The sequence below is a fragment of the Pantoea agglomerans genome, from assembly GCF_020149765.1.
GTDB lineage: Bacteria > Pseudomonadota > Gammaproteobacteria > Enterobacterales > Enterobacteriaceae > Pantoea > Pantoea alvi.
This window is the reverse complement of sequence record NZ_CP083809.1, coordinates 3,342,249-3,362,714: the sequence shown is the minus strand read 5'-3', so window position 1 is coordinate 3,362,714 and position 20,466 is coordinate 3,342,249. Positions and strand designations below refer to the sequence as shown.

The 20,466-nt window shown below is 60.3% G+C and carries 19 protein-coding genes; 13 read left to right on the top strand and 6 right to left on the bottom strand.

The genetic code is table 11. The features are described 5' to 3' along the window. Positions 1-2 precede the first annotated feature (2 nt). The 12 genes from murD to mutT all read left to right on the top strand — a co-directional run bounded on the left by murD (position 3) and on the right by mutT (position 14,488). A complete protein-coding gene (murD, locus tag LB453_RS18805) occupies positions 3-1,319 on the top strand; it encodes a UDP-N-acetylmuramoyl-L-alanine--D-glutamate ligase (protein WP_103793938.1) in 1,317 nt (438 codons plus the stop codon). Further along, a complete protein-coding gene (gene ftsW / locus LB453_RS18800) occupies positions 1,319-2,545 on the top strand; it encodes a cell division protein FtsW (protein WP_103793939.1) in 1,227 nt (408 codons plus the stop codon). The genes murD and ftsW overlap by 1 nt, the downstream gene beginning before the upstream one ends. Next, positions 2,542-3,600, top strand: coding sequence for an undecaprenyldiphospho-muramoylpentapeptide beta-N-acetylglucosaminyltransferase (gene murG / locus LB453_RS18795; RefSeq protein ID WP_103793940.1), 1,059 nt, complete (start codon positions 2,542-2,544; stop codon positions 3,598-3,600). Before ftsW ends, murG begins: the two co-directional genes overlap by 4 nt. A gap of 69 nt (positions 3,601-3,669) precedes the next feature. Continuing rightward, the gene (gene murC, locus LB453_RS18790) at positions 3,670-5,145 is read left to right on the top strand and encodes a UDP-N-acetylmuramate--L-alanine ligase (RefSeq protein ID WP_103793941.1); all 1,476 of its coding nucleotides are present in this window, start codon (positions 3,670-3,672) and stop codon (positions 5,143-5,145) included. Further along, a complete protein-coding gene (locus LB453_RS18785; RefSeq protein ID WP_103793942.1) occupies positions 5,138-6,058 on the top strand; it encodes a D-alanine--D-alanine ligase in 921 nt (306 codons plus the stop codon). The genes murC and LB453_RS18785 overlap by 8 nt, the downstream gene beginning before the upstream one ends. A gap of 1 nt (position 6,059) precedes the next feature. Further along, positions 6,060-6,896 (top strand): cell division protein FtsQ, encoded by an 837-nt coding sequence (gene ftsQ / locus LB453_RS18780; RefSeq protein WP_048783799.1) that lies wholly within the window; start codon positions 6,060-6,062, stop codon positions 6,894-6,896. Next, the gene (gene ftsA, locus LB453_RS18775; protein ID WP_033749492.1) at positions 6,893-8,149 is read left to right on the top strand and encodes a cell division protein FtsA; all 1,257 of its coding nucleotides are present in this window, start codon (positions 6,893-6,895) and stop codon (positions 8,147-8,149) included. The genes ftsQ and ftsA overlap by 4 nt, the downstream gene beginning before the upstream one ends. Positions 8,150-8,218: 69 nt before the next feature. Beyond that, the gene (ftsZ, locus tag LB453_RS18770; RefSeq protein WP_033749494.1) at positions 8,219-9,373 is read left to right on the top strand and encodes a cell division protein FtsZ; all 1,155 of its coding nucleotides are present in this window, start codon (positions 8,219-8,221) and stop codon (positions 9,371-9,373) included. Between the two features lie 101 nt (positions 9,374-9,474). Continuing rightward, the gene (gene lpxC / locus LB453_RS18765; RefSeq protein ID WP_033749496.1) at positions 9,475-10,392 is read left to right on the top strand and encodes a UDP-3-O-acyl-N-acetylglucosamine deacetylase; all 918 of its coding nucleotides are present in this window, start codon (positions 9,475-9,477) and stop codon (positions 10,390-10,392) included. Positions 10,393-10,692: 300 nt separating this feature from the next. Next, the gene (secM, locus tag LB453_RS18760) at positions 10,693-11,199 is read left to right on the top strand and encodes a secA translation cis-regulator SecM (protein WP_199187274.1); all 507 of its coding nucleotides are present in this window, start codon (positions 10,693-10,695) and stop codon (positions 11,197-11,199) included. Between the two features lie 70 nt (positions 11,200-11,269). Then, positions 11,270-13,975, top strand: coding sequence for a preprotein translocase subunit SecA (secA, locus tag LB453_RS18755; RefSeq protein WP_103793944.1), 2,706 nt, complete (start codon positions 11,270-11,272; stop codon positions 13,973-13,975). A gap of 117 nt (positions 13,976-14,092) precedes the next feature. Then, the gene (mutT, locus tag LB453_RS18750; RefSeq protein WP_103793945.1) at positions 14,093-14,488 is read left to right on the top strand and encodes an 8-oxo-dGTP diphosphatase MutT; all 396 of its coding nucleotides are present in this window, start codon (positions 14,093-14,095) and stop codon (positions 14,486-14,488) included. A gap of 24 nt (positions 14,489-14,512) precedes the next feature. Here the strand turns inward: mutT and yacG are convergent, their stop codons facing one another. From yacG to coaE, 3 genes are read right to left on the bottom strand one after another with little or no spacing between them, the layout of a single operon-like run. Continuing rightward, entirely contained in the window at positions 14,513-14,710 is a 198-nt protein-coding gene (gene yacG, locus LB453_RS18745) for a DNA gyrase inhibitor YacG (RefSeq protein WP_103793946.1), read from the bottom strand. Between the two features lie 8 nt (positions 14,711-14,718). Then, positions 14,719-15,462: a cell division protein ZapD gene (gene zapD, locus LB453_RS18740; protein ID WP_103793947.1), complete on the bottom strand. Its 744-nt coding sequence runs from the start codon at positions 15,460-15,462 to the stop codon at positions 14,719-14,721. A gap of 4 nt (positions 15,463-15,466) precedes the next feature. Beyond that, complete coding sequence (gene coaE, locus LB453_RS18735) at positions 15,467-16,075, bottom strand: dephospho-CoA kinase (RefSeq protein ID WP_103793948.1); 609 nt, start codon at positions 16,073-16,075, stop codon at positions 15,467-15,469. A gap of 216 nt (positions 16,076-16,291) precedes the next feature. On the opposite strand from coaE, the gene LB453_RS18730 reads away from it, so the two are divergent. Beyond that, a complete protein-coding gene (locus LB453_RS18730; RefSeq protein WP_103793949.1) occupies positions 16,292-17,332 on the top strand; it encodes a GMP reductase in 1,041 nt (346 codons plus the stop codon). A 32-nt stretch (positions 17,333-17,364) separates the two neighbouring features. Here the strand turns inward: LB453_RS18730 and hofC are convergent, their stop codons facing one another. Genes hofC through ppdD form a run of 3 tightly spaced genes read right to left on the bottom strand, consistent with a single transcriptional unit; the run spans position 17,365 to position 20,378 of the window. Further along, a complete protein-coding gene (hofC, locus tag LB453_RS18725; protein ID WP_103793950.1) occupies positions 17,365-18,564 on the bottom strand; it encodes a protein transport protein HofC in 1,200 nt (399 codons plus the stop codon). Further along, positions 18,551-19,942: a type II secretion system protein GspE gene (gene gspE / locus LB453_RS18720; RefSeq protein WP_103794041.1), complete on the bottom strand. Its 1,392-nt coding sequence runs from the start codon at positions 19,940-19,942 to the stop codon at positions 18,551-18,553. Before gspE ends, hofC begins: the two co-directional genes overlap by 14 nt. Then, positions 19,929-20,378 carry a prepilin peptidase-dependent pilin gene (gene ppdD, locus LB453_RS18715; RefSeq protein WP_103793951.1) on the bottom strand — a complete coding sequence of 150 codons (450 nt, stop codon included), beginning with the start codon at positions 20,376-20,378 and terminating at the stop codon, positions 19,929-19,931. Before ppdD ends, gspE begins: the two co-directional genes overlap by 14 nt. Positions 20,379-20,466: the final 88 nt, after the last annotated feature.

The following is a 20,466-nucleotide window of genomic DNA, read 5'->3' as shown; positions in this document are numbered from 1 at the left end:
TTATGGCTGACTATCGGGGCAGAAAAGTCGTCATTATCGGGCTGGGCCTGACGGGCCTCTCCTGTGTTGATTTCTTTTTAGCGCAAGGCGTAACGCCACGCGTGATGGATACCCGTGTGTCGCCGCCGGGACTCGACAAGCTGCCTGAGCAGGTTGAGCGCTACACCGGCGGCCTTAACAGCGACTGGCTGCTGGCGGCGGATCTGATCGTCGCCAGCCCAGGCATGGCGCTGGCGCATCCGGCACTGACCGAAGCAGCCGAGGCGGGCGTTGAAATCGTCGGCGATATCGAGCTGTTCTGCCGCGAGGCGCAGGCGCCGATCGTGGCGATCACCGGCTCTAACGGCAAAAGTACCGTTACCACGCTGGTTGGCGAGATGGCGCGAGCCGCGGGCTGGCAGGTTGGCGTCGGCGGCAATATCGGCCTGCCGGCGCTGTCGCTGCTGAAATCGCCCGCGCAGCTTTATGTGCTGGAGCTTTCCAGCTTCCAGCTGGAAACCACCTGGAGCCTGAAAGCCGCGGCGGCGACCATTCTCAACGTCACCGAAGATCATATGGATCGCTATCCGCTCGGTATGCAGCAGTATCGTGCCGCCAAGCTGCGCATCTATGAAAACGCGCGCGTCTGCGTGGTGAACGCCGACGATGCGCTGACCATGCCAGTACGCGGTGCCGATGCGCGCTGCGTCAGCTTTGGCATCGATTTCGGCGACTACCACCTTAATCGTCAGCAGGGCGCCACCTGGCTGCGGGTGAAGGGCGAAAAGGTGCTGAACACCGATGAGATGAAGCTGGTGGGGCAGCATAACTATACCAATGCGCTGGCGGCGCTGGCGCTGGCCGACGCCGTGGGCCTGCCGCGCGCCTCCAGTCTGGCGGCGCTGACCAGCTTTACCGGGCTGGCGCATCGCTTCCAGCTGGTGCATGAGGCCAACGGCGTGCGCTGGATTAACGACTCAAAAGCTACCAACGTCGGCAGCACCGAAGCGGCGCTTAACGGCCTGCAGGTGCAGGGCCGCCTCTGGCTGCTGCTGGGCGGCGACGGTAAGTCGGCGGATTTTAGTCCGCTGGCGCGCTACGTGCAGGAGGAGAAGGTTCGCCTCTACTGCTTCGGCCGCGACGGCGACGCGCTGGCGGCGCTGCGGCCCGAGAGTGCGGTTCGCACCGAGACGATGGAGCAGGCGATGGCGCTGATTGCGCCGCAGGTGCAGCCTGGCGATATGGTGCTGCTCTCGCCCGCCTGCGCCAGCCTCGACCAGTTCCGTAATTTCGAACAGCGCGGCGATCGCTTCGCGCAGCTGGCGAAGGAGTTAGGCTGATGCGTATTCCTGGCGGCGGAATGATAATCGGACTCTTCGCCTTTATCGGCAGTCGGCTGAAAGACTGGGTAATGGGCGCGCGCGAAAGCGACGACTCCGCCCTGGTGCTCTATGACCGCACGCTGCTGTGGCTCACCTTCGGCCTGGCTATTGTCGGCTTCGTGATGGTGACCTCGGCCTCGATGCCGGTCGGTCAGCGTCTTAACGACGATCCCTTTTATTTTGCCAAGCGCGACGCCTTCTATATCGTGCTGGGACTCGGCATCGCGCTGGTTACGCTGCGGGTGCCGATGGATTTCTGGCAGCGCTACAGCAACGTTATGCTGCTGGCCACGGTGGTGATGCTGCTTATCGTGCTGGTAGTCGGCAGCTCGGTGAACGGCGCCTCGCGCTGGATCGCCCTCGGCCCGCTGCGTATCCAGCCGGCGGAGCTGTCGAAGCTGTCGCTCTTCTGCTATCTCGCCAGCTATCTGGTGCGTAAGGTCGAAGAGGTGCGTAACAACTTCTGGGGCTTCTGCAAACCGATGGGCGTGATGGTGGTGCTGGCGGTGCTGCTGCTGGCGCAGCCTGACCTTGGCACCGTGGTCGTACTCTTCGTCACCACGCTGGCAATGCTCTTCCTGGCGGGCGCGAAGCTGTGGCAGTTTCTGGCGATTATCGGCTCCGGCATGTTCGCCGTGGTGCTGCTGATTATCGCGGAACCCTACCGTATGCGGCGCGTGACCTCGTTCTGGAACCCCTGGGAAGATCCCTTCGGCAGCGGTTACCAGCTGACCCAGTCGCTGATGGCGTTTGGCCGCGGCGAATTCTGGGGGCAGGGGCTCGGCAACTCGGTGCAAAAACTGGAGTATCTGCCGGAAGCGCATACCGACTTTATCTTCTCTATTATCGGCGAAGAGCTGGGTTATATCGGTGTGGTTTTAGCCTTGTTGATGGTATTCTTCGTCGCTTTTCGTGCGATGTCGATCGGCCGCCGCGCGCTGGAGATCGATCAGCGTTTTTCCGGCTTTCTCGCCTGCTCTATCGGCGTGTGGTTTAGCTTCCAGGCGCTGGTTAACGTCGGCGCGGCAGCGGGTATGCTGCCGACCAAAGGTCTGACGCTGCCGCTGATCAGCTACGGCGGCTCCAGCCTGTTGATTATGTCGACCGCCATCGTGTTTTTGCTGCGAATTGATTATGAAACGCGCCTGACCAAAGCGCAGGCGTTTACCCGAGGTGCCCGATGAGTGGGAAGCGTTTGATGGTGATGGCGGGCGGAACCGGCGGGCATGTTTTCCCCGGTCTGGCCGTCGCCCATCATCTGATGGAGCAGGGTTGGCAGGTTCGCTGGCTCGGCACAGCCGACAGAATGGAAGCGGATCTGGTGCCGAAACACGGTATTGAGATTGAGTTTATCCGCATCAGCGGCCTGCGCGGCAAAGGCCTGAAGGCGCTACTGCTGGCGCCGATGCGTATTTTTAACGCCTGGCGTCAGGCGCGCGCCATTATGCGGGCGTGGCAGCCGGACGTGGTGCTGGGCATGGGCGGTTACGTTTCCGGTCCCGGCGGCCTCGCCGCCTGGAGCTGTGGCATTCCGGTGGTGCTGCACGAGCAGAACGGCATTGCCGGACTGACGAACAAATGGCTGGCGAAGATCGCCAGCAAGGTGATGCAGGCGTTTCCCGGCGCTTTTCCGCATGCGGACGTCGTCGGCAATCCGGTGCGTACCGACGTGCTGGCGCTGCCGCTGCCAGCGCAGCGTCTGGTTAACCGCAGCGGCCCGGTTCGCGTGCTGGTGGTCGGCGGAAGCCAGGGCGCGCGCGTGCTGAACCAGACGCTGCCGCAGGTCGCGGCCGCGCTGGGCGACAGCGTGACGCTGTGGCATCAGACCGGCAAAGGCGCACTGCAGGATGTGCTCAGGGCGTACCAGCAGGTCGGGCAGACGCAGCACAAGGTTACAGAGTTTATTGACGATATGGCGGCCGCCTACGCCTGGGCGGATGTGGTGGTTTGCCGCTCCGGCGCGCTGACCGTCAGCGAAATCGCCGCTGCGGGCTTACCGGCGATTTTCGTGCCTTTTCAGCATAAAGATCGTCAGCAGTACTGGAATGCGCTGCCGCTGGAAAAAGCGGGCGCGGCCAAAATTTTTGAGCAGCCGCAGTTTACCGCGGATGCCGTGGCGGAGACGCTGCGCCGCTGGGATCGCCCAACGCTGTTGAGCATGGCGGAAAAGGCCCGCCAGGTGGCGATCCCCGATGCGACCGAACGGGTTGCGCGAGAAGTGGCGCGCGCCGCGAAGTGAATAATCGGGCCAGCATTGCTGGCCGGTGCCGTAACGGGCACGGATAAAGATGACAGGTAACTAGGAACGATGAATACACAACAACTGGCAAAACTGCGCTCCATTGTGCCCGAGATGCGTCGCGTCCGGCACATTCACTTTGTCGGCATCGGCGGTGCCGGCATGGGCGGTATTGCCGAAGTGTTGGCGAACGAGGGTTACCATATTAGCGGCTCCGATCTGGCGCCGAACGCGGTGACGCAGCATCTGGCGGCGCTGGGCGCCACCATCTATTTCAACCATCGCCCGGAAAACGTCATCGACGCCAGCGTGGTGGTGGTGTCCAGCGCGGTAGCGCAGGACAACCCGGAACTGGTCGCGGCGCGCGAACAGCGTATTCCCGTTATCCGCCGCGCTGAGATGCTGGCGGAGCTGATGCGCTTTCGTCACGGCATCGCCATCGCCGGCACGCACGGCAAAACCACCACCACGGCGATGGTGTCGAGCATCTATGCGGAAGGCGGCCTGGATCCGACCTTTGTTAACGGCGGTCTGGTTAAGGCGGCGGGCACGCACGCGCGGCTCGGCAGCAGCCGCTACCTGATTGCGGAGGCGGACGAGAGCGACGCCTCTTTCTTGCATCTGCAGCCGATGGTGGCGGTAGTGACCAATATCGAAGCTGACCACATGGACACCTACCAGGGCGACTTCGAAAACCTGAAGCAGACGTTTATTAATTTTCTGCACAACCTGCCGTTTTACGGTCGTGCGGTAATGTGCATCGATGATGTGGTGATCCGCGATCTGATCCCGCGCGTGGGACGTCATATCACCACCTACGGCTTCAGCGACGACGCCGACGTGCGCATTGAACACTATGAGCAGCGCGGCGCGCAGGGGCACTTTACCCTGGTGCGTCACGACAAGCCTCGCCTGCAGGTGACGCTGAACGCCCCAGGCCGCCATAACGCGCTTAACGCGGCGGCGGCGGTAGCGGTCGCGAGCGAAGAGGGCATCGACGACGACGCCATTCTCGCCGCGCTGGAGAGTTTCCAGGGCACCGGGCGTCGCTTCGATCTGTTGGGCGAATTCCCGACGGAGCCGGTAAACGGCAATCCGGGCACGGCGATGCTGGTCGACGATTACGGTCATCATCCGACCGAAGTCGACGCCACCATCAAGGCGGCGCGCGCCGGCTGGCCGGACAAGAAGCTGGTGATGGTATTTCAGCCGCACCGCTATACGCGCACTCGCGACCTGTTCGACGACTTCGCCAACGTGCTGTCGCAGGTCGACGTGTTGCTGATGCTGGATGTCTATTCGGCGGGCGAAACGCCGATCCCCGGCGCAGACAGCCGCGCGCTCTGCCGCTCTATTCGCGGACGCGGCAAGGTCGATCCGGTGCTGGTACCGGATCACGACGCGCTGCCGGAAATGCTGGCGCCGCTGCTGTCGGGCAAGGATCTGATTCTGGTGCAGGGCGCCGGTAACGTAGGCAAAGTGGCGCGCAAGCTGGCGGATTGCAAGCTGCAGCCCGAGCGTAAAGCGGAGGAGCGTCATGGCTGATAAAGTCGCCGTCCTGATGGGCGGTACCTCGGCAGAGCGCGACGTGTCGCTGATGTCGGGCAGCGCGGTGCTGGCGGGTCTGCGCGAGGCGGGCATTAACGCCCACGCGGTCGATACCCGCGATGTGTCGGTGCTGACGCTGAAAGAGCAGGGCTTTGACGCCGCGTTTATCGCGCTGCACGGCCGCGGAGGCGAAGATGGCACGCTGCAGGCGGTGCTGGAATTTTTACAGCTGCCCTATACCGGCAGCGGCGTGATGGCGTCCGCTATCACTATGGATAAGCTGCGCACTAAGCTGCTCTGGCAGGGACGTGGATTGCCGTCTGGCCGGTTTGTCTGGCTGACGCGCGAGCAGTATCAGGCGGGTTTGAACGCTGAAACGCGCGACGCCGTCGAGGCGCTGGGCCTGCCGCTGTTCGTCAAGCCGAGCAGCGAAGGCTCCAGCGTCGGCATCAGCCGCGTCAACACGCCGGAGACGCTGCCTGCCGCGCTGGATGAGGCTTTTCGTCATGACGATAACGTGCTGATCGAGGCCTTTCTCAGCGGCGAGGAGTACACGGTCGGCATTATTGGCGACCAGATTCTGCCGGCCATACGCATTCAGACCGCCAGCGAATTTTATGACTATGAAGCAAAATACATTTCTGACGATACTCAATACTTCTGCCCGGCTGGTTTGAGCGCCGAGCGGGAGGCAGAACTGCAGAGGCTGGTCTGGGACGCATGGCGCGCACTGGGCTGCAGCGGCTGGGGACGAGTCGATGTCATGGTGGACGGTGAAGGCAACTTCCAGCTGCTGGAGGCGAACACTTCGCCGGGCATGACCAGCCACAGCCTGGTGCCGATGGCGGCAAGCGTTGCGGGAATGAGCTTCTCGCAGCTGGTGGCGCGTATTCTGGAACTGGCTGACTGATATGTCACAGGCGGCACTTAACGCACGGAACCGCGAACCCCAGGAGCGCGTGCGCACGGGGCGCAGCAACGGGGCCAGACTTTTCGGCATCGTTTTTCTGCTGATGGTTATTGGCATTATGATTTTCGGCGGGCTGGTGGTACTGAAGTGGATGAACGACGCGTCGCGCCTGCCGCTTTCACGGCTGGTGGTGACGGGCGAAACCCACTACACCACGCACGATGATATTCGCCAGGCGATTTTGTCGCTGGGCGCGCCGGGCACCTTTATGTCGCAGGATGTTAACATCCTCCAGCAGCAGATTGAGCGACTGCCGTGGATTAAACAGGTCAGCGTGCGCAAGCAGTGGCCTGACGAGCTGAAGATCCACCTGGTGGAATATGTGCCGGTGGCGCGCTGGAACGATCTGCATATGGTGGACGCGGACGGCGTCTCCTTCAGCGTGCCGGCCAGCCATATCGGCAAGGAAACGATGCCGATGCTGTATGGGCCGGAAGGCAGCGAAAAAGAGGTGTTGGCGGGCTATCACAGCATGAGCGACGTGCTGAAGGCCAACAAGTTTACCCTGAAGGTCGCGTCGATGACGGCGCGGCGGTCATGGCAGCTGGTCACCAGCGACGATGTACGCATCGAGCTGGGGCGCGGCGAACCCATGAAGCGTCTTAACCGATTTATCGAGCTCTACCCGGCGTTGCAGCAGCAAGGGCAAAATGAGCACAAGCGTATCAGCTATGTGGATTTGCGGTACGACTCGGGTGCAGCCGTGGGCTGGACGCCGGAGCCCGTAGAGCTCCAGGACAGTAATCAGCAACAGAACCAGGCACAGGCTAAACAATGATCAAGGCAACGGACAGAAAACTGGTAGTTGGACTCGAAATTGGCACCGCGAAGGTTGCCGCCCTGGTTGGGGAAATTCTGCCCGATGGTATGGTCAACATTATCGGGGTGGGCAGTTGCCCGTCTCGCGGCATGGATAAAGGCGGCGTAAACGACCTCGAGTCGGTGGTGAAATGCGTACAGCGCGCCATCGACCAGGCTGAGCTGATGGCGGATTGCCAGATCTCGTCGGTCTACCTCGCTTTATCGGGCAAACATATCAGCTGCCAGAACGAAATCGGGATGGTTCCGATTTCAGAAGAGGAAGTGACTCAGGATGATGTGGAAAATGTCGTACACACTGCGAAGTCAGTGCGCGTGCGCGATGAGCACCGCATCCTGCATGTTATTCCTCAGGAATACGCTATCGATTATCAGGAAGGCATCAAAAATCCGGTCGGCTTGTCGGGCGTGCGCATGCAGGCAAAAGTGCACCTGATCACATGTCACAACGATATGGCGAAAAATATCGTTAAAGCCGTTGAACGTTGCGGCCTTAAAGTTGACCAACTGATTTTTGCCGGTCTGGCGTCCAGCTTCGCCGTACTGACCGAAGATGAACGTGAGCTTGGCGTCTGTGTTGTCGACGTCGGCGGCGGTACAATGGATATCGCTGTTTATACAGGCGGCGCGCTGCGTCACACTAAAGTGATCCCCTATGCGGGTAACGTAGTCACCAGCGATATCGCCTACGCGTTCGGCACGCCGCCGACAGATGCGGAAGCGATTAAAGTTCGCCACGGCTGCGCGCTGGGTTCGATTGTCGGCAAAGACGAAAACGTCGAAGTGCCGAGCGTTGGCGGACGTCCGCCGCGCAGTCTGCAACGGCAGACGCTGGCTGAAGTGATCGAGCCGCGCTACACCGAATTGCTGAATCTGGTTAACGACGAGATTTTGCAGCTACAGGAACAACTGCGTCAGCAGGGCGTTAAGCACCATCTGGCAGCCGGGATTGTGCTGACCGGTGGCGCGGCGCAAATTGAAGGGCTTGCCGCCTGCGCGCAACGCGTTTTCCATACGCAGGTGCGCATCGGGCAGCCGCTCAATATCACAGGATTGACAGATTACGCGCAGGAACCTTATTACTCGACCGCAGTGGGACTGCTGCACTATGGCAAAGAGTCCCATATGAACGGCGATGCAGAGACGGAAAAACGCGCATCGGTGGGCAACTGGTTCAAGCGCATCAATAGCTGGTTGAAGAAAGAATTTTGATTTTAGAAAGGAGACCATGCTGGCACTGTTTATGGTCTCCAGGCGACAGGCACATAACGGAGAGAAATCATGTTTGAACCGATGGAATTAACCAATGACGCGGTGATTAAAGTCATCGGCGTCGGCGGGGGCGGTGGCAACGCCGTAGAGCACATGGTACGCGAGCGTATCGAAGGTGTGGAATTCTTCGCTGTGAACACCGACGCCCAGGCGTTGCGTAAAACAGCGGTTGGCCAGACTATCCAGATCGGTACCAATATCACCAAAGGTCTGGGTGCCGGAGCGAATCCGGAAGTTGGTCGTACCTCTGCGGAAGAAGATCGCGAAGCACTGCGTTCTGCGCTGGAGGGAGCAGACATGGTGTTTATCGCGGCCGGTATGGGCGGCGGTACCGGTACCGGCGCTGCGCCGGTGGTGGCGGAAGTAGCCAAAGACCTGGGCATTCTGACCGTTGCGGTCGTGACCAAGCCTTTTAACTTCGAAGGCAAAAAGCGCATGGCCTTTGCCGAGCAGGGCATCGCCGAGCTCTCTAAGCATGTGGATTCGCTGATTACGATCCCGAACGACAAGCTGCTGAAAGTGCTGGGTCGCGGCATCTCTCTGCTCGACGCCTTTGGCGCGGCAAACGACGTGCTGAAAGGCGCAGTACAGGGCATCGCCGAGCTGATTACGCGTCCGGGCCTGATGAACGTCGACTTCGCTGACGTGCGCACCGTTATGTCCGAAATGGGCTACGCCATGATGGGTTCCGGCGTTGCCTGCGGCGAAGACCGTGCGGAAGAGGCGGCGGAAATGGCGATCTCCAGCCCGCTGCTGGAAGATATCGACCTTTCTGGCGCGCGCGGCGTGCTGGTCAACATCACCGCGGGCTTCGACCTGCGTCTGGATGAGTTCGAAACCGTGGGTAACACTATCCGCGCCTTCGCCTCTGACAATGCGACCGTGGTTATCGGTACCTCGCTGGATCCAGAGATGAACGACGAACTGCGCGTCACCGTGGTGGCAACCGGCATCGGCATGGACAAACGTCCGGAAATTACCCTGGTGACCAACAAGCCAGCCAGCCAGCCTGTGATGGATCATCGCTACCAGCAGCACGGCATGTCGCCGCTGCCGCAGGAGCAAAAGCCGGCGGCTAAAGTGGTCAACGACCAGACTGCGCAGTCAAACAAAGAGCCCGATTACCTTGATATTCCAGCGTTTCTGCGTAAGCAGGCCGATTAGGAATAAGCTGAGAATTGGGATTCTCCGCTCTTTGTGCTAAAGTGTTCGCCCGCTGGTAAAGTATACTGGCGGTCGGATGGGTAATATTGCGAGATAATACGATGATCAAACAAAGGACATTAAAACGTATTGTTCAGGCGACTGGTGTCGGTTTGCATACCGGCAAGAAAGTCACGCTGACCTTACGCCCTGCGCCGGCTAATACCGGGGTCATCTATCGTCGCACTGACTTGAATCCACCGGTTGATTTCCCGGCTGATGCAAAATATGTGCGCGACACCATGCTGAGTACCTGCCTGGTGAATGATGAAGGCGTACGTATTTCGACGGTTGAGCATTTGAACGCCGCGCTGGCTGGCCTGGGTATCGACAACATTATCGTTGAAGTGGATGCGCCGGAAATTCCGATTATGGACGGCAGCGCCGCGCCCTTTATCTATCTGCTGATGGATGCGGGTATCGAACAGCTGAACAGCGCGAAGAAATTCGTGCGCGTTAAGCAGACTGTTCGCGTGGAAGATGGCGATAAGTGGGCCGAGATCAAGCCGTACAACGGTTTCTCTCTCGATTTCACCATCGACTTCAACCATCCGGCGATCGACTCCAGCTCCCAGCGCTATCAGCTGAACTTCTCTGCCGACTCTTTTGTGCGTCAGATCAGCCGCGCGCGTACCTTCGGCTTTATGCGCGAAATCGAGTATCTGCAATCCAAAGGCCTGTGCCTGGGCGGTAGTCTGGATTGCGCTATCGGTCTCGACGATTTCCGCGTGCTGAATGAAGAAGGCCTGCGTTTTGAAGATGAATTCGTTCGTCACAAAATGCTGGATGCGATCGGCGACCTGTTTATGTGCGGCCACAATATTATCGGCGCGTTCACCGCGTTCAAATCAGGCCACGCACTGAACAACAAGCTGCTGCAGGCCGTCCTGGCGAAACAAGAAGCCTGGGAATGGGCTACCTTCGAAGACGAAGCGGAACTGCCGCTGGCGTTCAAGGCACCGAATCTGGTTCTGGCTTAATTACCCCGGAACCCTGAAAGGCTGGTTATGCTGACACCCTCTCCGGTCAGCGGCACCAGCCTTTTTTATTGCGCTTTTTTTGCCCCTCTGAATTTTCGACACGTCTCGCACTAAATGGCATAGCGTTGCTGAAACGCTGAACAAACAGGCGGCTTTTCTTCCAGAGCGACTTTAAACACTGATGTGGGCGCCCCACATTAATGGTACTATCAGGCGCTCTGAAAAGCTGAGCGCCGCTGTTCAAAGACGAGCGGCAAACCCCTGACAACGACGCGCTCGTTGATGCGCAATGGAAGAGTTGTGATCGGAATTTTTCTACGCTGGCGACATTTAGGCAGACGCTATTTCTGGCCTCATCTCCTGTTGGGGATGGTGGCGGCCAGCTTTGGCTTGCCTGTCTGCGCCCAGAGCGCCGAATTCAACACCTCATCCGAATCCTCCTCCAGCAGCCTGTTCGTCGGCAACGCCGCGCGCTTCGATCATCTGATCCGGCTGCAGGAGACGGCGCGTCGTCCCAGCTTTACGATAGATTACTGGCATCAGCACGCTATCCGCACGGTTATCCGCCATCTTTCTTTTACCCTGACGCCGCAGGCGGAAACGCCCGATATGCTGCCGCTGGCTGCGCACAAGCTGGCGTTGATCGACTCGCTTCAGGCGTTGCTGACTACCCACACCTCTCTGCGCCAGCCGTCGCAGCCGGTCGCTGAGGCGCCGCGCGATACGCTCGCGCCTGCCACTTCACTGGCCGACTGGCGCAGCAAAACCCATGCAATTCGCGCCGGACCGTCTACGCTGCTTGTCTGAACCCCTTTTTAAAATACCTTTATTTATTATCGCAGCCCGCGCGACGCGGCTGAATTGAGAAGTTTTTAATATGTTAATCAAACTGTTAACTAAAGTATTTGGCAGCAGCAACGATCGTACCCTGCGCCGCATGCGCAAAGTCGTAGACGTCATCAACAAGATGGAGCCGGATTTCGAGAAACTTTCTGACGATGAGCTGAAAGCGAAAACCGACGAGTTCCGCGAGCGCCTGAAAAAGGGCGAGACGCTGGAAAGCCTGATCCCGGAAGCCTTCGCAACGGTGCGTGAAGCGAGTAAGCGCGTCTTCGGCATGCGTCACTTTGACGTACAGCTGATCGGCGGCATGGTGCTGAACGATCGCTGTATCGCAGAGATGCGCACCGGTGAAGGTAAAACGCTGACCGCGACCCTGCCGGCGTACCTCAACGCCCTGAGCGGCAAAGGCGTGCACGTTGTCACCGTCAACGACTATCTGGCGCAGCGCGATGCGGAAAATAACCGTCCGCTGTTTGAATTCCTGGGCCTGAGCGTCGGCATTAACCTGCCGGGCATGCCTTCAGTGGCGAAGCGCGAAGCCTACGCGGCAGATATTACCTACGGCACCAACAACGAATATGGCTTTGACTATCTGCGCGACAATATGGCGTTCAGCCCTGAAGAGCGCGTGCAGCGTAAGCTAAACTACGCGCTGGTGGATGAGGTCGACTCCATTCTGATCGACGAAGCGCGTACGCCGTTGATTATCTCCGGTCCGGCGGAAGACAGCTCGGAAATGTACACCCGGGTCAACAAAATCATTCCTGGCCTGGTACGCCAGGAGAAAGAAGATTCTGACACCTTCCAGGGCGAAGGCGATTTCTGGGTTGATGAGAAAGCGCGTCAGGCGCACATGACCGAGCGCGGTCTGATCAAGGTCGAAGAGCTGCTGGTCAGCCAGGGCATTATGGAAGAGGGCGAATCACTCTACTCGCCAACCAACATCATGCTGATGCATCACGTCACCGCGGCCTTGCGCGCTCACGCGCTGTTCACGCGCGATGTGGATTACATCGTGAAGGATGGCGAAGTGGTTATCGTCGACGAGCACACCGGCCGTACCATGCAGGGCCGCCGCTGGTCAGATGGCCTGCATCAGGCGATTGAAGCCAAAGAGGGCGTGGAGATCCAGAACGAGAACCAGACGCTGGCCTCTATCACCTTCCAGAACTACTTTCGTCTCTACGAAAAGCTGGCCGGTATGACCGGTACGGCGGACACTGAGGCCTTTGAGTTCAGCTCTATTTATAAACTCGACACGATCGTCGTGCCGACCAACCGTCCGATGGTACGTAAAGATCTGCCCGATCTGGTCTATATGACCGAAAAAGAGAAGATCGACGCGATCATCGAAGATATCCGCGAGCGTACCGCCAATGGGCAGCCGGTGCTGGTGGGGACAATCTCTATTGAAAAATCAGAGGTGGTCTCTAATGAACTGACCCGCGCGGGCATCAAGCACAACGTGCTGAACGCCAAGTTCCACGCCCGTGAAGCGGACATCGTCGCTCAGGCGGGTCAACCGGGTGCGGTCACCATCGCTACCAACATGGCGGGTCGTGGTACCGACATTATGCTGGGCGGCAGCTGGCATGCAGAGGTCGCCGAACTGGTCGAGCCAACAGAAGCGCAGATCGAAGAGATTAAAGCGGCCTGGCAGCAGCGCCACGATGCGGTACTCGCCTCAGGCGGTCTGCATATTATCGGCACCGAGCGCCATGAGTCGCGCCGTATCGACAACCAGCTGCGCGGTCGCGCCGGTCGTCAGGGCGACGCCGGTTCTTCCCGTTTCTACCTGTCGATGGAAGATGCGCTGATGCGTATTTTCGCCTCGGATCGCGTCTCTAATATGATGCGTAAACTGGGCATGAAGCCGGGTGAAGCGATCGAGCACCCGTGGGTAACCAAAGCCATCGCTAACGCGCAGCGTAAAGTCGAGAGCCGTAACTTCGATATCCGTAAGCAGCTGCTGGAGTATGACGACGTGGCGAACGACCAGCGTCGCGCTATCTACAGCCAGCGCAACGAGCTGCTGGACGTTTCCGACGTCAGCGAAACCATTAACAGCATCCGCGATGACGTGTTTAAAACCACCATCGACACCTACATTCCGCCGCAGTCGCTGGAAGAGATGTGGGACGTGCCGGGTCTGGAAGAGCGTCTGCGCGCTGACTTCGATCTCGACCTGCCGATCGCCGAGTGGCTCGATAAAGAGCCGGATCTGCATGAAGAGACGCTGCGCGAGCGCATCATGACGCGCGCCCGCGAGAGCTACGCCAGCAAGGAAGAGGTGGTTGGCGTTGAGATGATGCGTAACTTCGAAAAAGGCGTCATGCTGCAGACGCTGGATTCGCTGTGGAAAGAGCACCTGGCGGCGATGGACTATCTGCGTCAGGGCATCCATCTGCGCGGCTATGCGCAGAAAGATCCTAAGCAGGAGTACAAGCGCGAATCCTTCGCCATGTTCGCAGCCATGCTTGAGTCGCTGAAATATGAAGTGGTCAGCACCCTGAGCAAGGTTCAGGTACGTATGCCGGAAGAGGTTGAAGCGATGGAGCAGCAGCGTCGCGAAGAGGCGGAACGCCTGGCGCAGCAGCAGCAGCTCAGCCATGTTGACGACGAAGCGGCAGCCGCCGCATCGCTGGCAGCGCAGAGTGGCGAGCGCAAAGTCGGACGCAACGATCTTTGCCCGTGCGGCTCTGGTAAAAAATATAAGCAGTGCCACGGCCGACTGGCCTGACAGCTGTAAAAAAGGCGCTTCGGCGCCTTTTTTCTTGCCTGCGCGGCGTGATTAACTTTGCGCCGCCCATGCTTTAAAATCAGCGCACATTCACCCACCTGACGTGGAAAAAATTGTATGAAGCACCTGCAGGTTGCCGTTGGCATCATCCGTAACGCCGATAAAGAGATCTTTCTGGCCCAGCGCCCGGCGTCGTCCCATATGGCAAATATGTGGGAGTTCCCCGGCGGCAAGATCGAGCCGGGCGAGAGCGCTGAAGAGGCGCTGAAGCGCGAACTGCTGGAGGAGACCGGCATCGAGGTAACGCAGGCGACGGCGATTGGCTCGGCGGATCATACCTATGAAGCGCTGCGCGTGACGCTGAACTTCTTTCTGGTGGAAGGCTGGAAAGGGGAGCCGTGGGGCCGCGAAGGACAGCCGCAGCGCTGGGTTGCGCAGCGCGCGCTGGTGGCGGAGGAGTTCCCGCCGGCTAACCATGCGCTGGTTGCGCGTCTGGTCGCCGGCGAGCTTTAATAGCAGGGGCGCCAGCCCCTGCTGTCAGCGCTGCTCTTCGCTCCAGTCATCGCTGTCGTTCAGATCGCCCTCGCTGGGGATGCGCTTCTCTTCGTCCGCCCATTCGCCTAAATCAATCAGCTGGCAGCGCTTGCTGCAGAAAGGACGCCACGGACTGAGCTCATCCCAGATTACATCTTTCCCGCAGTGCGGACACTGAACGGTAATCACTTCATTTTGCATAGCTACCTCTAACAACAGGCCAGTTCAAAGTTGAGTCGTGCGGGCACCTCGCCGCGTTCGCTGTCCAGCGGCAAAAAGCGGATGGCGTAACGACTTTTGTGGCCGGAAACCTGGGGGTAAAGCGCATCTTCCAGCTGTAACTGCAGGCGCAGCAGCTCTGCACCTTCGGCATTGTCCTGATAGAAACCGTTCAGGCTGGTCTGATGGCGAAACGCGCCCGACTGGCGAATAAGATCCAGAATCATCGCCAGGCTCTGGTGCAGCGGCGCCAGCGTCTCCAGCCAGGCGGCGACATGGCCGTCGCGCACCTCTTGCGGCTGATGCAGCCAGATATGTAGCCCTGGCAGATCGAAGCTGCAGCAGCCGCCCGGAATGCTGAGCCGCTGACGCACCAGGCCGATAAGCCGATCTTCGCGCAACTGCTGCCCCATACGCGGTGCGCTGTTGAGCTGAACCGCCTGCGCTTTGAGCTTGTCACGCAGCGCATCGACCACGGCCATATCAACGCCCGGCACATCAGCCCAGGCGCGCAGTTTTTGCTGCTGACGCTCCAGCTCTTTCAGCAGTTCGGTGCGCATATCGCCGCGCTCGAAAATATCCAGCAGCTCGCCAATGATGCGGAAAAAGGTGAGCGCCGAAGCGGTGCGGGTCAGCGGCACGGTTTCATGCAGCTGCTGGATCAGGAACTCCACGCGCAGCCAGGTGCGCATTTTTTCATTCAGGGGATGTTCAAACAGAACGACTGTGCTCATGGCGTTAATCCTGTTGCGTTGCCGCCAGCGCCAGATAGCGCTGGTGCAGGGCGGCAACCTGCGGCAGCGCCTCATCGGGCGTGCCGCTGTTATTAATGACGTCGTCGGCTACGGCGAGGCGCGCGCTGCGCGTCGCCTGAGCAGACAGAATATTTTGCGCCTGCTGGCGGTCGATGCCGTCGCGCTGGATAGTGCGCCTGAGCTGCGTCGCTTCATCGACGTCAACCACCAGGACGCGATCCGCCTGATGCTGCAGGCCGTTTTCGACCAGTAACGGCACAACCCACAGCACATAAGGCGCGGTCGACAGCGCTTTCAGCTGCTGCGTGCGGGCGTTAATCAGGGGATGAAGCAGATTGTTCAGCCAGGCTTTTTCATCGGGCGACTGGAAAATAATCTCTCTCAGTCGGGGGCGATTCAGCGCGCCTTGCTCTGTCAGGATACGTTCGCCGTGGCGTTCCGCAATCCGCTGCAGCGCCGCGGATCCCGGCTCGACGACTTCGCGCGCGATCACATCCGCGTCGATGATGGGCACGCCAAGCGCCGCAAAAGCATTGGCGATGGTGCTTTTTCCACTGCCGATTCCTCCGGTCAGCGCCACGGTATAAGGCATATCACTCTCTCAGGCGCGCTACGCAGCAGGTAAACCGCAGCGTAAAACTGTGTGCGCGATCACAATGAAAATTCTCAGTTAAATTTATCGGATTGTAGCTTAAATAAAGTGAAATTCGCAGTCTTGTCGGCAGGCGTATGGCGCGTATGATTAGGCCACTGGAGCCGTGTGCGCTACCCGAACTGCGATTCGCCGCCACTTACCAGGACAATTTTTATGCGTATTGAAGAAGATTTAAAGCTGGGTTTTAAAGACGTGCTGATCCGTCCTAAACGATCCACGCTGAAAAGCCGCTCTGAGGTCGAACTGGAGCGTCACTTTACCTTTAAGCATTCTGGCCTGAGCTGGAGCGGCGTGCCGGTGATTGCCGCTAACATGGACACCGTCGGCACCTTCAGCATGGCGGAAGCGCTGGCTGGCTTCGATATCCTTACGGCGGTGCATAAGCATTACGACGTCGAGGCGTGGCGCGTTTTTATTCAGCGTTCCCCGGTCGCGGTGTTGAATCATATTATGGTGTCGACCGGCACCTCCGACGCCGACCTGCAAAAGCTGACGGCGATTCTGGCGCTCTCCGCCGATCTCAAATTCATCTGTATTGACGTGGCGAACGGCTATTCCGAGCACTTTGTTACCTTTCTGCAGCGCGCGCGCGAACGCTTCCCGGATCGCACCATCTGCGCAGGCAACGTGGTTACCGGCGAAATGGTGGAAGAGCTGATCCTCTCCGGCGCGGATATCGTTAAGGTGGGCATTGGCCCGGGGTCGGTATGCACCACGCGCGTGAAAACCGGCGTTGGCTATCCTCAGCTTTCGGCGGTCATCGAGTGCGCAGATGCGGCGCACGGCCTGGGCGGGCAGATTGTCAGCGACGGCGGCTGCGCGGTGCCGGGTGATATCGCTAAAGCGTTTGGCGGCGGCGCCGATTTCGTGATGCTGGGCGGCATGCTGGCCGCGCACGATGAGTGCGAGGGCACGCTGGTCGAAGAGAACGGCGAGCAGTTTATGCTGTTTTACGGTATGAGTTCAGAGTCGGCGATGAAGCGTCACGTGGGCGGCGTCGCACAGTATCGCGCGGCGGAAGGCAAAACGGTGAAATTGCCGCTGCGCGGTCCGGTCGCCGAGACGGCGCGCGACATTCTCGGCGGCCTGCGTTCAGCCTGTACTTACGTTGGCGCAGAGCGGCTGAAGGAGCTGACCAAGCGAACCACCTTTATCCGCGTCGCCGAGCAGGAAAACCGCGTTTTTAACCGTTAACGACCGTCCGGCATTAGGGCGCCTTGTGCGCCCTAATAGATCACACTCCCCAGCCCAAACACCGGCAGATACATCGCGATCACCAGCGTGCCGACGATGGCGCCAACGATCACCATCATGGCGGGCTCCAGCGAGGCGGCGAGCCTGTCGGCCCGCGCCAGGGTTTGCGCCTCATGCCATTCCGCCAGCCGCGCCAGCATGGTATCGAGCGCGCCAGCCTCTTCCCCGACGTGTACCAGCTGCATGCAGAGCGGCGTAAACAGCGGGTGGTCACGCATCGCCTGATGCAGCGGCGCCCCCTGCGTAATATGGTGCTGAAGCTCTACCACGGCGTCGCGCCACAGCCGGGTCGTCAGCGTCGCCTCCGCCGCCTGCAACCCCTGCAGCAGGGTGATGCCCGCCTGCTGTGTAAGCTGCAAAACCGCATAGATTTGGCTGAGCTGGCTGCCGCGCCACAGCTCCGAGAGCAGCGGCAGGCGCAGCATCAGACGCTGCTCCCACAGCTGCCACGCAGGCGAGCGTCGACGCAGCGCGCGCCAGGCAGCGGCGACTGTCAGCAGCGCGACCGCGATCCAGCCGCCCCAGCGCTGCAGGCTAACAGAGAGCGCCATCACCGCGGCGGTGAAGGCGGGCAGCGGCGCATTAAACGAGGCGTAGACCGAGACGAATTCTGGCAGTACGAACAGCAGCATGGCGGCGCTTACCGCCACGGCCACCAGTAAAATAAACAGCGGGTAGCGCAGCGCTTTTATCACTTTATTCCACAGCTGCTGCTGACGCGCCTGCTGATCGGCCAGCTGCGCGCAGCAGACGTCAAGCTGGCCGGTGAGTTCGCCCACCTGCATCAGCGCGGCGAACAGGGGCGGAAAAATCTGCGGCCACTGGCTTAACGCCTGCGAGAAGGGCTCGCCGCTTAATATCCGCTGGCGCAGCGCATGCAGCAGCAGTCGCCAGCCGGGTTGCGGATGGCCCTGCGACAGCAGCTCCAGCCCCTGCGCCAGCGGCAGGCCCGCTTTAAGCAGCGTGGCAAGCTGTCTGACAAGGTCGATTTTCTGCTGCCATTTCCAGTCGCGCGCGCGCCATACCCTGGCGCGCTGCCAGCTAACCGGCAGCAGATCCTGTTCTGCCAGCTGGCGCAGCAGGCTCTCTTCGTCAGCCGCAAGCAGCTCGCCCTCATGCAGCTGCTGCTGGCCATTGACCGCCTGCCAGCGGTAGAGGCTAAGACGGGACATCTTCCAGTCCGGTCACGCGCTGCATCTCCTCCAGCGAGGTCTCGCCGCGGCTGACCGCCTCTAGCCCGCTGCTGAACAGGGTGCGCATACCCTGCTTTTTCGCCAGCGCCAGCACGCTGTCGAGCGGCATTTCCGCGGCGATGGCGTTTTGCAGCTTGCCGCCAACCGGCAATATTTCAAACAGCGCCAGCCGCCCAAAATAGCCGGAAAAGCAGTGGTCGCAGCCGGGCGCGCGCCAGGTTTGCAGGGTGCCGGGCCAGATGTCGGGCGGGAAATGGGCGAGCGCCTGCGCCGGCTGGCGACAGTGCGGGCAGAGCCGCCGCACCAGCCGTTGCGCCACGATTAGCCGCAGCGCCGGGCCGAGCAGATAGCCGGGAATGCCCATCTGCCGCAGCCGCGTCAGCGTTTCCGCCGTGGAGTTGGTATGCAGCGTCGATAATACCAGGTGGCCGGTCTGCGCCGCTTTAACCGCGATTTCCGCCGTTTCCGCATCGCGGATCTCGCCCACCATAATCACGTCGGGATCCTGACGTAGCAGCGCGCGCAACACCCGGTTGAAATCGAGTCCGCATTTTGGATTGATCTGCGTCTGGTTAACGCCGGCCAGCGGAATTTCCACCGGATCCTCGACGCTGCTGACGTTTACCTGCGGCTGATTGAGCGTGCTCAGGCAGCTATAGAGCGTAAAGGTTTTCCCGCTGCCGGTCGGCCCTGTCACCAGAATCAGGCCCTGCGGCTGCGCCAGCGCGGCGCTCAGCAGACGGCGCTGCGCGGCGGGCAGGCCCAGCTTATCCAGCGAGAGGGTACTGCTTTCGCTCTGCAGCAGACGGATAACCGCCTTTTCACCGTACTGCACCGGCAGCGTCGCCAGACGGAAGGCGGCGGTTTTGCCCTCCAGCGTCAGGGTAAACTGCCCATCCTGCGGCAGCCGTCGCTCGGCAATATCCAGCCCGCCGAGAATTTTCAGTCTGGCGAGCAGCGCGGCGGGCGGCGCCTCGCTCAGCGGCGTCAGCGGCTGCAGCACGCCGTCGATGCGCAGCCGTATCCTTACGCCGTCGCGCTGCGGCTCGATATGAATATCGGACGCCCGCCGCCGTAGCGCCTGTTGCAGCATCTGGTTTACGGCGTCGACCGCCGACTCCGGCAGCGCCTCGCGCGGGGCATCCGCAGAGGCGCTGCCGTGCTGGTGAAGATCGAGCCGCGCCAGCGGCCAGCATTCGATTTCAATCTGACACTGGCTGGCGAAGTGCAGCGCCTCGCTCAGCCCCTCCGGCACCGGTTCTGCCACGGCGACGCGCAGCAGCGTCGCATCGTGATGCAGCAGCACGGCCCGATAGCGCTGGCACAGGGCGCGAATAGCGGCATCAGGCATCGTCAGCTCCTTTATCATCGAAGCGGAACTGTTCCAGGCAGTTATCGCGCAGGCTGTCGCTGCTGCTGTTACAGCTGCGCTGCCACCTCAAACCGCCTTCCGCGCTGTCCCATACCGGCGTCATTTCGACGCTCAGGCCGTTCAGGCTCTCCTGACCGGTTAAGGTAATGACGCCGTTTACGACGCTGAGGGTAGAGACGTAACGTGAACCTTTCGCCGCCGGAACGCCTTTCTCGCCAGCCTGACACTGCGCCGGGCCGCCGCGCTCCAGCGCGCAGAGCTCAACGGCCGTTTTGTAAGGCACCATGGTTTGCAGCATGTCGGTAAGTGCCGCGCGCTGCAGGTAGTTTTGGTAGGCCGGTATGCCGATAGCGCTGAGGATCGCCACGATCCCCACCACAATCATCAGCTCGACCAGGGTAAAGCCCTGTTGGTTGCTCATTGCATCGCCTTTCTTATGGGTAAGAGACGGCAGAGTAGAAAAGCGCAGGCGTCAGGCCCAGCGGCAGATTTCCGGGCCGGAAAAAGGC

What these genes read in the sequence shown, in the direction of transcription:
- murD (WP_103793938.1), top strand. Translation starts at nt 3, where the DNA reads ATGGCTGACTATCGGGGCAGAAAAGTCGTCATTATCGGGCTGGGCCTG.
- ftsW (WP_103793939.1), top strand. Translation starts at nt 1,319, where the DNA reads ATGCGTATTCCTGGCGGCGGAATGATAATCGGACTCTTCGCCTTTATC.
- murG (WP_103793940.1), top strand. Translation starts at nt 2,542, where the DNA reads ATGAGTGGGAAGCGTTTGATGGTGATGGCGGGCGGAACCGGCGGGCAT.
- murC (WP_103793941.1), top strand. Translation starts at nt 3,670, where the DNA reads ATGAATACACAACAACTGGCAAAACTGCGCTCCATTGTGCCCGAGATG.
- LB453_RS18785 (WP_103793942.1), top strand. Translation starts at nt 5,138, where the DNA reads ATGGCTGATAAAGTCGCCGTCCTGATGGGCGGTACCTCGGCAGAGCGC.
- ftsQ (WP_048783799.1), top strand. Translation starts at nt 6,060, where the DNA reads ATGTCACAGGCGGCACTTAACGCACGGAACCGCGAACCCCAGGAGCGC.
- ftsA (WP_033749492.1), top strand. Translation starts at nt 6,893, where the DNA reads ATGATCAAGGCAACGGACAGAAAACTGGTAGTTGGACTCGAAATTGGC.
- ftsZ (WP_033749494.1), top strand. Translation starts at nt 8,219, where the DNA reads ATGTTTGAACCGATGGAATTAACCAATGACGCGGTGATTAAAGTCATC.
- lpxC (WP_033749496.1), top strand. Translation starts at nt 9,475, where the DNA reads ATGATCAAACAAAGGACATTAAAACGTATTGTTCAGGCGACTGGTGTC.
- secA (WP_103793944.1), top strand. Translation starts at nt 11,270, where the DNA reads ATGTTAATCAAACTGTTAACTAAAGTATTTGGCAGCAGCAACGATCGT.
- mutT (WP_103793945.1), top strand. Translation starts at nt 14,093, where the DNA reads ATGAAGCACCTGCAGGTTGCCGTTGGCATCATCCGTAACGCCGATAAA.
- yacG (WP_103793946.1), bottom strand. Translation starts at nt 14,710, where the DNA reads ATGCAAAATGAAGTGATTACCGTTCAGTGTCCGCACTGCGGGAAAGAT.
- zapD (WP_103793947.1), bottom strand. Translation starts at nt 15,462, where the DNA reads ATGAGCACAGTCGTTCTGTTTGAACATCCCCTGAATGAAAAAATGCGC.
- coaE (WP_103793948.1), bottom strand. Translation starts at nt 16,075, where the DNA reads ATGCCTTATACCGTGGCGCTGACCGGAGGAATCGGCAGTGGAAAAAGC.
- LB453_RS18730 (WP_103793949.1), top strand. Translation starts at nt 16,292, where the DNA reads ATGCGTATTGAAGAAGATTTAAAGCTGGGTTTTAAAGACGTGCTGATC.
- hofC (WP_103793950.1), bottom strand. Translation starts at nt 18,564, where the DNA reads ATGTCCCGTCTTAGCCTCTACCGCTGGCAGGCGGTCAATGGCCAGCAG.
- ppdD (WP_103793951.1), bottom strand. Translation starts at nt 20,378, where the DNA reads ATGAGCAACCAACAGGGCTTTACCCTGGTCGAGCTGATGATTGTGGTG.